Annotated in this window: 11 protein-coding genes; 3 read left to right on the plus strand and 8 right to left on the minus strand. The window is 72.9% G+C overall.

Annotated features, from left to right (window positions below; genetic code table 11):
* Window positions 1-163 precede the first annotated feature (163 nt).
* Window positions 164-2,869, plus strand: a complete 2,706-nt coding sequence (locus ACZ5NJ_RS30360) for a helix-turn-helix transcriptional regulator (RefSeq protein ID WP_468768966.1) — start codon at window positions 164-166, stop codon at window positions 2,867-2,869.
* A 184-nt stretch (window positions 2,870-3,053) separates the two neighbouring features.
* Window positions 3,054-4,010, plus strand: a complete 957-nt coding sequence (locus ACZ5NJ_RS30365) for an AraC-like ligand-binding domain-containing protein (RefSeq protein WP_468768968.1) — start codon at window positions 3,054-3,056, stop codon at window positions 4,008-4,010.
* A gap of 38 nt (window positions 4,011-4,048) precedes the next feature.
* On the opposite strand, the gene ACZ5NJ_RS30370 is transcribed toward ACZ5NJ_RS30365, so the two are convergent.
* From ACZ5NJ_RS30370 to ACZ5NJ_RS30395, 6 genes are all read right to left on the minus strand, one after another.
* Window positions 4,049-4,753, minus strand: a complete 705-nt coding sequence (locus tag ACZ5NJ_RS30370; protein WP_468768970.1) for a GPR1/FUN34/YaaH family transporter — start codon at window positions 4,751-4,753, stop codon at window positions 4,049-4,051.
* Window positions 4,754-4,817: 64 nt separating this feature from the next.
* Entirely contained in the window at window positions 4,818-6,737 is a 1,920-nt protein-coding gene (locus ACZ5NJ_RS30375) for an amidohydrolase (RefSeq protein ID WP_468769005.1), read from the minus strand.
* Window positions 6,738-6,769: 32 nt separating this feature from the next.
* Window positions 6,770-7,729 (minus strand): alpha/beta hydrolase, encoded by a 960-nt coding sequence (locus tag ACZ5NJ_RS30380; protein ID WP_468768972.1) that lies wholly within the window; start codon window positions 7,727-7,729, stop codon window positions 6,770-6,772.
* A 47-nt stretch (window positions 7,730-7,776) separates the two neighbouring features.
* Complete coding sequence (locus ACZ5NJ_RS30385) at window positions 7,777-8,607, minus strand: alpha/beta fold hydrolase (RefSeq protein WP_468768974.1); 831 nt, start codon at window positions 8,605-8,607, stop codon at window positions 7,777-7,779.
* A 158-nt stretch (window positions 8,608-8,765) separates the two neighbouring features.
* On the minus strand, window positions 8,766-9,260 hold the full coding sequence (locus ACZ5NJ_RS30390; protein ID WP_468768975.1) for a DoxX family protein: 495 nt from the start codon (window positions 9,258-9,260) through the stop codon (window positions 8,766-8,768).
* A gap of 5 nt (window positions 9,261-9,265) precedes the next feature.
* A complete protein-coding gene (locus tag ACZ5NJ_RS30395; protein ID WP_468768976.1) occupies window positions 9,266-9,928 on the minus strand; it encodes a hydrolase in 663 nt (220 codons plus the stop codon).
* A 316-nt stretch (window positions 9,929-10,244) separates the two neighbouring features.
* Here ACZ5NJ_RS30395 and ACZ5NJ_RS30400 point away from each other — a divergent pair, with 316 nt between their 5' ends.
* Complete coding sequence (locus tag ACZ5NJ_RS30400) at window positions 10,245-11,078, plus strand: class II glutamine amidotransferase (RefSeq protein WP_468768977.1); 834 nt, start codon at window positions 10,245-10,247, stop codon at window positions 11,076-11,078.
* 56 nt (window positions 11,079-11,134) lie between these two features.
* Here the strand turns inward: ACZ5NJ_RS30400 and ACZ5NJ_RS30405 are convergent, their stop codons facing one another.
* Both ACZ5NJ_RS30405 and ACZ5NJ_RS30410 read right to left on the minus strand, forming a co-directional pair.
* Window positions 11,135-12,226: a carboxylate-amine ligase gene (locus tag ACZ5NJ_RS30405; RefSeq protein WP_468768978.1), complete on the minus strand. Its 1,092-nt coding sequence runs from the start codon at window positions 12,224-12,226 to the stop codon at window positions 11,135-11,137.
* Window positions 12,227-12,446: 220 nt separating this feature from the next.
* On the minus strand, window positions 12,447-13,421 hold the full coding sequence (locus ACZ5NJ_RS30410; protein WP_468768979.1) for an L-threonylcarbamoyladenylate synthase: 975 nt from the start codon (window positions 13,419-13,421) through the stop codon (window positions 12,447-12,449).
* Window positions 13,422-13,443: the final 22 nt, after the last annotated feature.

The raw sequence follows: 13,443 nt of genomic DNA on the forward strand, positions 1-13,443 counted from the left end.
CGCCAGTGACACTCAAGCCGGGCGGTCAGGGGCGCCAGGACCGAGGGGCGCCCGCGCCACGAATGCGTCGGTGCCCGTCCTCCGACTATGCTCCGGACCGTTGCCACCGCCTCGCGTCAGGACGGCGGATGCCGCCACAGCGTGAGAAGGTTCGGGAAATACCGTGTTGATCGGGCGTCAGGACGAACGGGCGGCCATGGCCGCGGCACTGTCACCGGAAGCGGAGACGGCCTCGCTGCTGCTCCTCGGTGATCCCGGGGTCGGCAAGACCGCGCTCCTCGACACGGCGGTGGCCGAGGCCCTTTCCGCCGGGACCAAGGTACTCCGGGTCCGCGGCAACGCGGCGGAGACCGAGCTCGCCTTCGCCGGTCTGCACCAGCTGTTGCTGCCCGTCCTGGACCGGGTCGACGGGCTGCCCGCCCGACAGGGCGCGGCGCTGCTCGGCGCCTTCGGGCTCGGTGACGACCCGGCGCCCCCCGACCACATGATGATGAGCCTGGCCGTGCTCACCCTCGCCTCACAGGTGGCGTCGACCCAGCGCCTGCTGCTCGCCGTGGACGACGCGCAGTGGGTCGACCCCGGAAGCTGCCAGGTGCTGGGCTTCCTCGCGCGCCGCCTCGCGGGAGAGCCGATCGGCCTGCTCGTCGCGGCGCGCGGCACCCACCGACCCGACTGGCTGGACCGGTCGGTGCCCGAGCTGGTGGTACCGGCGCTGTCCTCCGCGGAGGCGGAGGAACTCCTCGGCACCCAGCCGGACCCGCCCACCGGCTCCGCCCGGCGCAGGGTGCTGGCCACCGCCGCGGGCAACCCCCTGGCGTTGGTGGAGCTCTCCCGTTCTGCGGCCCGGGACGGGGCACTCCCGACGGGCCGTCAGGTCCCGGTCACCGACCTGCTGGAGCGGACGTTCGCCGCGCAGGTCGACGCGCTGCCCGAGACGACGCGCGAGGCGCTGCTGGTCGCGGCGGCGGCCGAGGGCGCCGGCCTCGCGGCCGTGTCGAGGGCGCTGCCGCCCGGTACCGACATGGACGTCTGGCTGCCCGCGGAGGAGGCGGGGCTGGTCCGCCTGCACGCGGACCGCCTGGACTTCCGGCACCCGTTGGTCCGTTCGGCGATCTACAGCGCCGCCCCGTTCACCGTACGCCGCCGCGCGCACCTCGCCCTGGCCGCCGCCCTGGAGGGCGACCCCGACCGCCGGGCCTGGCAGTTGTCCGCGGCGACGGTGACCCCCGACGCGTCCGTCTCCGGCGCCCTGGAGGCCACGGCGATGCGCGCCTTCGCCCGGGGGGCCATGTCGGAGGCCGTCGCCGGTCTGGAACGGGCCGTACAGCTGAACCCCTCCCCCGGCGAACAGACCCGGCTGCTGGCGACGGCCGCCTACGGCGCGATCCTGGTCGGTGACATCCCGCAGGCGGAGGCGCTGGGCGCCCGCGCCACGGAGCTCAACACCGATCCGGCGGCGGCCCCGTACATCAACGCGCTCACCGGTCTGATAGCCATGCTGATGATGCGCATGGACTGCGCGTTCGCGCTCGTCGTGCCGGAAACGGTGCGTGACGCGACGCAGATCGACGCGAGTACCTCGACCATCGCGACGGGCATCGTCTACCACTCCGGCGACCCCGCGCAGAGGGAGCGCATCCGCGCGGTCCTGGCCACGCGCCCGCCGACGACGGAGCCCGCGCACGCCTTCCACCTGTGGGACATCGGCGTGACCGACCCCTTCGGCGGCGGGAGCGCCGTCCGCGGCCGGCTGTCGGCCGCCGCGTCCGCCCCGGGCCGGGCCCCCACGGAGACCCACACGCTCGGGGTGCTCAGCATGGTCCTGGACGAGACGGAGACGGCGGTCGCCCTGCTCCGCGAAGTGGCCAACCCGCAGTGGGAGGACGCGGACGCCTTCCATGCCGGGATGACCGCCGCCGACCTGGCGTGGGCCAACCTGGAAAGCGGTCGCTGGGCCGACGCACGCCTGGGTGTCGAGCGGTTGGCCGGGCGCTTCCTCGCGGGTGAGCGCAGCCACGGCGCGGCGCGCGCGCTCGCCGTGCTGGCCACGCTCCGTGCGCTGACGGGAGAGCCCGAGACGGCCCTGCGGCACGCGACGGCGGTGCTGGCCGTGACCGAGCCGGCCGGGGTGCTGGGCACCGTCGTCCGGGCCCGGCGGGCGGCGGCGCTGGCGGCGCTGGCGCTCGGCGACCCCACGACCGCCTTCCACCACCTGCGGAGCCTGTTCGACCGGTCGGGCGCTCCCGTGCACTACCACCTGTCGTGTTACGCCGTCGCGGACTTCGCTGCCGCGGCCGTTCTCACCGGCCGCGCCGAGGACGCGGCGACGGCCCTGGAGTACGTGTCCGCCGAGGTCGCCGACGGGGCGTCGGTGCGCCTGCGCCAGATCCTGGACCGCGCCGGCGCGCTGCTCGCCGCGCCGGACGGGGCCGGTTCCCGGTTCGAGGCCGCGCTGGCCGATCCGGCCGGCCGGCGGTGGCCCTTCGAGCGGGCCCAAGTGTGGCTGGAGTACGGCGAGTGGCTCCGCCGCCGGCGCCGGATCGCCGAGGCCCGGGACGCCCTGTCCAAGGCCCGCGACCTGTTCGAGGGCCTGGGGGCGGTGCACTGGAACCAGCGTGCCCAGGCCGAACTGCGCGCTGCCGGGGTCGATGTCGCGTCCGCTCCCCGCGACGGCCTGAACACCCTGACCCCGCAGCGCCGGCGGATCGTCCGGCTGGCCGCGCAGGGGCTGACCAACCGCGAGATCGGCGAGCGGCTCTTCCTGTCGCCGCGGACGGTGGGGACGCACCTCTACCAGGCCTTCCCGGTCCTGGGCGTGACCTCGCGCAGCCAACTGCGCGACGTGGTCGATCAGGACGCCACCGGCTGACGCGGGCAGCGCGCGGCGGGCACGTCGCACGGCGGAGCCAAGTCACATGACGGATGGCACCGACGACGGGCGGAACAAGACTGGACGCAGCAGTCAGTCCAGTCCCACGGCATCACGGACCGCGCATCCCTCCGCTTCGGCGCGGTCACACACGGTGCCCGCACGAACGCGCCAAGGAGTCACGATGTCCGTCGTGCTGTCCACCCTCCCCCTGTCGGCCACCGAGCGGGCCGAGTACTGGCACAGCGTGGTGTCCGACACCTTCATACCGCTCGACGTCTCGCTGCACGAAGCCGAGCCCTCGGTGGGTACGATCGCCAGCGACCGGCTCGGCCCCCTGCAGATCTCCGTCGTCGAGGCGGGCCCGCAGACCGTGACGCGTGACAGACGCCTGATCTCCCGGGGCGGTGCGGAGTACGTCACGGTCACCCTCCAGCACCGGGGGACCGCCAGGCTCACCCAGGACGGACGCCAGGCCCTGGTCGGACCCGGCACCTTCACGTGTTCCGACGCCGGGAAGCCCTACAAGAGGGAGCAGCCGGACGACTTCCGTTTCACCGCCTTCCGGGTGCCGAAGCAGGGGCTCGGGGTGTCGGACGGGGACCTGCGGGCGGTGACGGGGACCGTTTTCGGCGACGACCGCGGGACGGGCGGGCTGGTGGCCGGGTACCTGACGCGGCTCGCCGAACGGGCCGCGGGCTTCGACCCGTACACCGGCCGACAGCTCGCGATGACCGCCGCGGACCTGCTGACCGTCCTCGTACGGGAGCGACAGGGACGGCTGAACCCCCACGCGTCGGAGGCGGCCCGCGGGATGCTGGCACGGGTCAAGGAGTACGTCCTGCTGCACCTGGCGGACCCCGGCCTCAGCCCTGAGACGATCGCGTCGGCGCACCACATGTCCGTGCGGTACCTGCACAAGCTGTTCCAGGCGGAGGAGGTGACGGTCGGACGCTGGATCCAGCGCGAGCGCCTCGACCGGTGCCGCCGTGAGCTCGCGAGGCCCTCGGGTTCCGCGCCGAACGTGGCGGCGGTCGCGCAGCGTTGGGGTTTCGTGAGCCCCTCCCACTTCAGCCGGGTCTTCCGCGCCGCGTACGGCATGTCGCCCCGGGAATGGCAGTCGAGCGCCCGGCAGGCGTGAGGGCGGGCGCCTTGCCCGTCGGTGCCCCGCTGCTGGCGTCACAAGGTCCGCCGCACTCCCGCATGGCGTTCGAGGTTGCGCAGCTGCACCGCCAGGTCGCCCTCGACGGCGGTGTGGGCGGGCCCGCTGCGCCCGATGGGCAGCACTTCCTCGCTGCGCATGTCCTCCAGCATCAGGGCGAAGGCGGCGTACGTGGCGACGAGCGCCACCAGGAGCCCGAGGACCCCGGAGACCCGCGTGAGCCATTCGACGCCGGTCAGCCCCGCCAGCCCGGTGGCCAGCCACCGGGGCCCCGAGACGACGAGGACGAGCCACAGGGCGCGCTTGGGCCGGGTCACCGCCGCCATCAAGGTCCCGAAGCACAAGAACGCCAGGTTGAACACGCCCAGCACCCGCGGTCCGCCCGCCGCGCCGGTTCCCACCACCAGGGAGTACGCCAGCCAGCTGCCGGCGAACGTGCCCATGAGGGTGGCGGCGATCACGTCCCTCGCCCCGAAGGCGAGCACGCTCACCAGGAGTTGGAGGGCGAACGCGGGCAGCACGCACAGGGCGACGGCCCTGCGGTCCGCGGCTTCGAGGACTCCGAGCTGGAGGCATCCCGTCATCACCGAGGCGATCGCCACGGTGAAGAAGCCGAGGGGCATCGGTGACGCGATGGGGCGCAGGGTGATCCGGGTCATCGACCGCAGGTCGGGTTCGAACCGGCGCCCGGCGGGCGGGCCTTCGTCAGGGGGTGTACTCATCTGTCGGTCTTCCTCGGCTGTCGGTGCGGGCTGTCGGTCCTCGGGGCAGGGCGTCGGCGGCCCGTCAGGGCGCGAAGCAGGGGTCGGTGAAGGGCGGGGAAGCGGGCGTCCCGGGGCCCGAGCCGCGCGCGGCGCGCCACCGGCGGTGGTCCTCGGATGCGGCGACGGCCTCGGCCATGCGGAGCGCCTGCTGCGCGCCCGGGGACTCGTGGCCGGCGGACTGGTCGCGCCCGGACTGGTCGCGGCCGGACTGATAGCCGCCGAAGCGGGCCACCGGGGCCCAGGCCGGGCTGACGGGCGGGACGGACTCGTCGAGGCCCTCGTACTCCGCGCTCGCGTAGACGATCCGGCCGCCGACGACGGTGAGCACGGACTCGATGTCCGGGATCGCGGACTCCGGCACGGTGAAGAAGTCGTGGTCGAGGATCGCGAGGTCGCCGTAGCAGCCTTCCCGCAGGACGCCCTTGACGTCCTGTTCACCGGTGAGTTCCGCGCCGCCCCGGGTGTAGAGGCCGAGGGCGGTCTCCCGGTCGATCAGGTTCGCGGGCGGGTAGAGGGCGGTGCCGCCGACGGTGCGGCCGGTCACCAGCCAGTGCAGCGAGACCCACGGGTTGTAGGACGACACCCGGGTGGCGTCCGTTCCGGCGGCCACGGTCAGCCCCCGGTCGAGCATGGCTCGTACCGGCGGGGTGTGGGAGGTGGCCTCCGCGCCGTAGCGGTCGAGGAAGGCCGCCCCCTGGAAGGACATCCTGTTCTGCACCGACAGCGCTCCGCCGAGGGCCGCGATGCGGTCGAGGCTGTCGGCCGAGACGGTCTCGGCGTGGTCGAAGAGCCAGCGGTCGCCGCCCGGGAAGAGGCCTTCGGCGGCGAGCTTCTCTAACACGGCCAGATCCCGGCGGATCGTCTCGTCGTACGTCGCGTGGAGTCGGAACCCCCAGCCGTTCTCTCTGAGCAGCCGGACCGCCTGCTCGAACTCCGTCTCGAAGTCCGCGGCGAGCTCGGGCCGCGGCTCCGAGAAGTTCTCGAAGTCGGCCGCCGCCCAGGTCAGGTTCTCGCCGGCGCCGTTGAGGCGGAGCCACTCGTCCCCGTCGTGCGGTTTCACCGTCTCGATCCAGCGCTTGAGGTCGGCGAGCTCCTGCCCGGCCGTCTGCGGGAACAGGTGGTAGGCGATGCGCAGGGACAACTCCCCCGAGCGGGCCAGGTCGATGACGGTGGCGTAGTCGTCGGGGAAGGTCTGGAAGCCGCCGGCGGCGTCGACCGCCGAGGTCAGTCCGAAGCGGTTGAGTTCGCGCAGGAAGTGGCGGGTGGAGGTGCGCTTGTCCGTGACGTCGAGCGTCGGGGCCTTGGCCAGGGTCGAGTACAGGATCAGGGCCCCGGGAGCCGCCAGGAGCACCCCGTTGGGCTCGCCGTCCCGTCCCCGGACGATCTGCCCACCCCGCGGGTCGGCCGTCTCGCGGGTGAATCCGGCGGCCCGCACGGCGGCCCGGTTCATCAGCGCCGACTGGTAGAGGTGCAGGACGAACACCGGGGTGTCGGGCGCGGCCGCGTTCAGTTCCGCCACCGTCGGCATGCGGCGTTCGGCGAACTGCTCCGCGGTCCAGCCGCCGACGACGCGGATCCACTGCCCCTTGGGCGTGCGGCCCGCCTGCTCGCGCAGCATGGCCAGCGCGTGGCGCAGGCTCCGTACGCCGTCCCAGCGCAGCTCCAGTACGTAGTTCAGGCCGCCGCGGATGACGTGCAGGTGGGAGTCGTTGAGCCCGGGGACGACCCGGCGGCCGAGCGCGTCCACGATCCTGGTCGCGGGCCCGACGAGGGCGGCGAGGTCGCGGTCGTCCCCGAGGGCCACGACCCGGCCGTCACGGAGGGCGACCCCGCCGGCCGTGGGGCGGGCCGGGTCGCCGGTGTACACCTTGGCGTTGCGGACGACGAGGTCGGCGGCGGGCCGGTGCGGGTCCCGGGCGGGCAGGACACCCGCCACGGGCATGCCCGTCGTGCCGGGCGAGGGCGTCGTACGGTTCACGCCAGGGCCTTGCGCAGGGTGTCGGCGGCCAGGCCGATGGCCAGGGACGCGGCCGGCGTGTCGCGGAGCGCGTTCAGCATGACGAAGTCGTGGATGGCGCCCTGGACGCGCAGCGCGGCGACGGGGACGCCGGCGGCGCGGAGCTTGGCGGCGTACGCCTCGCCCTCGTCGCGCAGGACGTCGGCCTCGGCGGTGATGACGAGCGCGGGGGGCAGGCCGGTGAGCTGGTCGAGGGAGGCCCGCAGCGGGGAGGCGGTGATCTGTGCGCGCTCGGCCTCGTCGGTCGTGTACTGGTCCCAGAACCAGCGCATGGCTTCGCGGCGCAGGAAGTAGCCGGTGGCGAACCGGTGGTAGGAGTCGGTGTCGAAGGCCGCGTCGGTCACCGGGTAGAAGAGGACCTGGTGGACGAACGTCACGTCGCCGCGCTGCTTGGCCATGAGGGTGAGGGCGGCGCTCATGTTGCCGCCGACCGAGTCGCCCGCGATGGCGACGCGGGTGCCGTCGAGGTCCTTGTGGCGGCCCTCGCGGGCGATCCACTGGGCGACGGTGTAGTTCTGCTCGATGGCGACGGGGTAGCGGGCCTCGGGCGACAGGTCGTACTCGGGGAAGACCACCGCGGCGCCGGCGCCCACGGCGAGTTCCCGCACCAGACGGTCGTGGGTGTGGGCGTTGCCGAAGACCCAGCCCGCGCCGTGGAGGTAGAGGACGACGGGAAGGGGGCCGGTGAGGCCGCGCGGGCGGACGATGCGGGCGCGTACCGCCCCGGTGGGTCCGCCCTGGACGGTGACCCACTCCTCGTCGACGGGGAGCAGGGCGACGCCCTCGCCGTTCTGGACGTCGTCCACGGCCTTGCGGCCTTCGGCGACGGGGATCTGGTACAGGTACGGGGGCTGGGCGGTGGCCTCGGCGAATGCCCGGGCCGCGGCGTCGAGTACGGGCGGGTGCTGGTCGGACATGGATCGGCTCTCCTTCACGAGGGGGCGGACGGAGGGTACGCGCCTGCTCAGGCGAGGAAGGCGAGCAGGGCGGCGTTGACCTCGGCGGCGTGGGTCAGGAGGAGCCCGTGCGGGCCGCCGGGCACGGTGACGAGCTCGGCGCCGGTGATGCTCTTCGTCAGCGGGATCGCGGTCGCCTCGATGGGCAGCGTGCGGTCGGCGTCGCCGTGGATGATCAGGGTGGGGACGTCGATGCGCGGAAGGTCCGCACGGAAATCGGTGAGCCAGGCCTGGACGCAGTCGAGGGTGCCCTTGGCGGAGGCGCCGACGGCGACGTTCCAGGAGGCCTGGACCGCCTGTTCGCTGATGCGCTCGCCGCCCAGGACGTCGACGTTGTAGAAGTCGGCGAGGAAGGCGCTCATGAACGCGAACCGGTCGGCGGTGATGGCGTCCTCGATGCCCTTGAAGACGCCCGCGTCCACGCCGCCGGGGTTGTCGTCCGTCTTGAGCAGGAAGGGCGGGACCACGCCGATCATGACGGCCTTGCTGACGCGCTCGCTGCCGTACGTGCCGAGGTAACGGGTCACCTCACCGGTCCCCATGGAGAACCCGACGAGGACGGTGTCGCGCAGGTCGAGGGCGGTGAGCACCTCGTGGAGGTCCGAGGCGAAGGTGTCGTAGTCGTAGCCGTCGGCGGGCTGGTCGGAGCGGCCGAAGCCGCGCCGGTCGTAGGTGATGACGCGGTGGCCGGCGGCGAGGAGGGCGGCGGTCTGCTTCTCCCAGGAGGCGCCGTTCAGCGGCCATCCGTGGATGAGGACGACGGGCTGTCCGGTGCCGTGGTCCTCGTAGGAGAGCTCGACGGGGGCGGAGTTGCCTTCGGCGACCTTGATGAACGGCATGGTGGAGTGCTCCTTCGATGGGTGGTGGGATTGCAAGACGGGCGGGTGGTGCGGGTGAGGGGTGGACGCGCTCGGCCAGGGTGTCCATGGAGGTGGGCCCGGCCGTACGGGCAAGGGGGTGTACGCGGACGGCCGGACCCGGTTCGGGGGTCCTGCGCTCAGCCGGTCCGTGCCGGACGGTGCAGGACGAGGCGGGTGAGCAGCCCGCTGCCGACGCCTGCCGCGAGGACGAGTGCCGTCCACCACAGCGGGTACGGCGCCAGACCCAGCGCCGCGTCGAGGGACCAGGCGCCGGGGCCGGTGGCGGCGAGGGCGGCGGCGCTGACGATCAGCACCAGGGGGTACTCGTAGCCGTCGTTCTGGACCCAGAGGCCGTTGTGCCACTTCACGCTGAGGGCGACGGTCATGACCCCGATGGCGCCGGTCGCGGCGAGCGGTGTGAGCAGCCCGGCGGCGAGCAGCGATCCCGATCCGATCTGGCCGGCGCCGGCCGCGAGGGCGGTGAGGGTACCGCCGCGGAAGCCGTCGGCGCGGAACTCGGCGGAGCCGCCGTCGAGCCCTCTCCCGCCGAGGTGCGAGCTGACCTTCTGCACGCCGTGGCCGGCGATGAGCAGGCCCACCAGCAGGCGCAGGACGAGGAGGCCGGTGTCCAAGGAGGTCAGCCGGCCGCGTGCGCGCCGATGACGGCCTGCGCGTACACGACGCCCAGGCCGTAGGCGCCGGCGTGGGCCTTGACGATCTCCATCACGGCCCCGTACGTCTCCTGGCGCGCCCAGTCGCGCTGGAGTTCGAGCAGCACCTGGACCCAGGTGACCGGTACGGCGCCGGCGGCCAGCATGCGCTGGAGGGCGTGCTCGTGCGCGGCGGGGCTGACGCCACCGGAGGCGTCGGAGACGACGTAGACCTCGTAGCCCTGCCCCAGGGCGGACAGCGCGGGGAGCACCAGGCAGACCTCGGTCCACAGGCCCGACAGGATGATCTTCTTGCGGCCGGTCGCCTTGACCGCCTCCACGACCGCCTCGTCCTCCCAGGCGTTCATCGTCGTACGGTCCAGCACCTCGTGCTTCGGGAACACGTCGGCGAGCTGCGGCAACAGGGGTCCGGAGAAGGACTCCGCGGCGACCGTGGTGAGGACGACCGGCACGTCGAACGCGCGGGCCGCCTTGGCGAGGCCGACCGTGCTGTTGATGATCGCGGCGCGGTCGCCGCTGCCGGTGCCGAAGAACATCTGCGGCTGGTGGTCCACGAACAGCATCACGGCGTTGTCGGGGGTGAGCAGGTCCTCGCTCGGGGCAGCCTGCACCGTGCTGGTCTCGAACATGTAGGGGTGTCCTCTCGGAGCGGTCGGATGTGAGCGCCGCCTGCCGCGTCCCGCGCGGCCCGGCACTCCTCGAACCTATGACCGTCCCGTCGGCCGACTTTTCCGCCCGCGCACCGGGGCTGGCCCCAGGACGCACGCTTCCCGGCCGCCGGCGCCCCGCGTGGCGCCCCCGGGGGAGGGACCCGACAATGAGATGGCCGGAAAGATCCACATGACGTCGACCGCAGCGCGGTGGAGGAGCACGGCGATCCATCGCGGGGGCGCGTGGGACGGCGGTTCGTTTCCCGCCGTGCCGTAGAGACGCAGGTGATGACCCATGTGCCGATGGCTCGCGTACTCGGGTACGCCCATGCTGCTCGACACCATCCTGTACAGACCGGCCCACTCGCTGATCGACCAGAGCCTGCACTCCAAGCTCGGAGTGGAGACGACGAACGGCGACGGGTTCGGTATCGGCTGGTACACGGACGAGATCGAAACTCCGGCGCTCCTCAGGGACGTGGGTCCCGCCTGGAACAACCGCAACCTGAGGGAGATGGCGGACCACGTCCGCTCACCGCTGTTCTTCGCGCACATCCGGGCGTCGACCGGGACGGCGGTGCAGCAGTCGAACTGCCATCCCTTCCGGCACGGCCGCTGGATGTTCATGCACAACGGGGCGATCGCCGACTTCCACCTGATGCGCCGGGACCTCACCCTGCTCGTCGATCCGGCCCTCTACGCCGATATCGGCGGAACGACGGACTCCGAGGTGATGTTCTACCTGGCCCTCACGTACGGCCTGGAACAGGACCCGCCGACGGCCATCGCCAGGATGGCGGGAGTGGTGGAGCGCGTCGGGCACGAGCACGGCGTGGAATTCCCGCTCCAGATGACGCTCGCCATGACCGACGGCGAACGCGTCTGGGCCTTCCGCTACTCCAGCGCGCACGCCTCCCGCTCGCTCTTCTACAGCAGCGAGGTGGACTCGCTGCGCAGACTGCACCCGGACATTCCGTTCCTGCGGGGGGTCTCCGACGAGACCCGCCTCATCGTGTCCGAACCCCTCGTCGATCTGCCCGGCGCCTGGAACGAGGTACCGGAAAGCAGCTACGGCGTCGTGCAGCCGGGGGCCAAGGAGATGCACGCCTTCGCCCCGGTGCCCGCCTGACCAGCCCGAACGGCCGACCCTTCCGACCTCTTCCTCGCCACGGCCCTGGTCGCGACTCACCCGGTGGCGCCCGCGGTGATGAGGTCCGCGAGGGCCGGCAGGCCGCCACCGGCCAGGGCCCGGCGCTGGCGGTCGGCCGACGTGCCGTTGCGCAGGAGCCGGTGTACGAGCGAGCTCACCTCGCGGAAGTCACCGCTCGCGTCGAGGGCCGGGCCGATGTGCCGCAGGAGCGCGCACAGGACGTCCCCGCTGCTCCGCAGCCGGCCTTCCGGGTCCATCAAGGTGCCGCTCATGCCGTGCCGGGCCGCATGCCACGTCGCGGCCTGCAGGATCTCCGGCGGGCACAGCGCGGGGGCGGCTCCCGCCGTCTCCTCGGCGATCGCGGTGGCGGCGAGCCCGCGGACGACGCCGGCCAGCATGACCGCGTCGTCCGCCTCCAGCTGCACGTCACAGCAGCGCACCTCGACGGTCGGGTAGCGCTCCGAGAGCCGGGCCTGCCAGTACAGCTGTCCCCGATCGGGGATCAGCCCGGATTCCACCAGCGCGTCGGCCCGCGCACCGTAGTCGGCGAACCCCGCGAAATGGGGTGGCGGGCCGCTGACCGGCCAGCGGCCGAAGATGATCGTGCGCCAGCTGGCGAAGCCCGTGTCCCGCCCGTCCCACAGCGGCCCGTTCGAGGACATCGCCAGCAGGGTCGGGAGCCAGACGCGCAGCCGGTTCAGGACGGCCACTCCGGTCTCCGGGTCGGGAATCCCCACGTGGACGTGCATCCCGCAGATCAGCTGCTCGTCGACGAGCAGCCGGGCCTCTCCCCGCATCTTCAGGTACCTCGCCGTGCTGGTGACGGGCACGGGGACGACGTCCCGGACCGGCGCGGTGGCGGAGATCGCGATGCGGCAGCCGTTGGCCTGGGCGGCGGAGGCGACCGCGTGACGCAGCCGCAGGAGATGGCCCCCGACCTCCTCCAGGCTCGTGCAGACGGGGGTGGCGACTTCGATCTGGGCCTGGAGCAGTTCGTCCTGGACCTCTCGCTCGTCAGCGATCGGTGCCAGGCTGGCCGTGGCACGCACCTCCTGCACGAGCGGCAGGGGCAGGAGCGTCTCCGGGTCGACCAGCAGGTATTCCTCCTCGACCCCAACAGTGATCATGCTGGGTGCTACCCCGAACCGGTCGTGATCACCCAGGTGAGGGGACCGTTTCGTCGCAATAGGGGAAAGGCTGCGCCCCTTCGTGTCGCGATCACGCGGCCCGGGAGCCGATCCCTTGGCCGAACTGTGCCGGGCGCTCGTCACCTTCGCCGAGGCGTACGCCGACCAGAACGAGCGCGATCACCAGGCCCTGGTCGACGCGGTAGGCGCGGACCGGCTGTCAGGCGGGCCGGGGACCCGCGGCGCGGCGGAGCCGGTTGGCGATCGCGAGTCCGAGCCCCTCCTCCGCCGGCAGGGAGGCGAAGATGACCTCGCACCCCCGCTGGTCGAACTCGCGCAGAAATCCGTACAGTTCGCGCGCGTAGGCCGCTGCCGAGCTCGGCAGCGCCACCACCGTGTGGGCCTTCACCGGCGCGTCTGCGCAGGAGGGCGGAAGGAGGACGCCCACTCGGTGGCCGCGCTCCTGTGCGAGTTCCGCTTCGACGATCACCTTCTCCGGTTCGACGAGGACGACCCGCGCCCGCGGCGCGTAGTGCGACGGGTGCTGTCCCGGCACCCGGACCCGGCTCTCGGAAGGCACCGACAGCGGGTGTCCCAGAACCGCTTCGAGTGCCTCGCGCGTCACTCCGCCGGGCCGCAGGATGTTCGGGACGTCGCCGGTGGCGTCCACGATGGTCGACTCGACGCCGACGTGGCAGGGGCCGCCGTCCAGTACGAAGTCGACCCCGTCTCCGAGCTCCGCGCGGACGTGCTCCGCCGTGGTGGGGCTGACCGAGCCGAACCGGTTGGCGGAGGGGGCGGTGACACCGCCGCCGAAGGCGGAGAGCAGTTCCAGTGCGACCGGGTGGTCCGGGACGCGCACGGCGACCGTCTCCAGCCCCCCGGTCGCTTCGAGGGGCACCCGGTGCCCGCGCCGCAGGACCAGCGTGAGCGGCCCCGGCCAGAAGTGTTCGGCCAGCAGGCGCGCCGTCGCGGGTACCTCCTGGACCCAGTCGCCCAGCTGCTCGGCGCCGCCGATGTGGACGATCAGCGGGTGAGAGGGCGGGCGGCCCTTCACCTGGAAGATCCGCCCGACGGCCGCGGGGTCCTCGGCGTTGGCGCCCAGACCGTAGACGGTCTCGGTCGGCAGGGCGACCAGGCCTCCGGCGCGCAGCACACCGGCCGCTTTCTCGATGTCATGGGTTGGTGCGGTCACCCTGACATTCTGTCACCTTCCC

It is taken from the genome of Streptomyces sp. NPDC032091 (assembly GCF_055580265.1).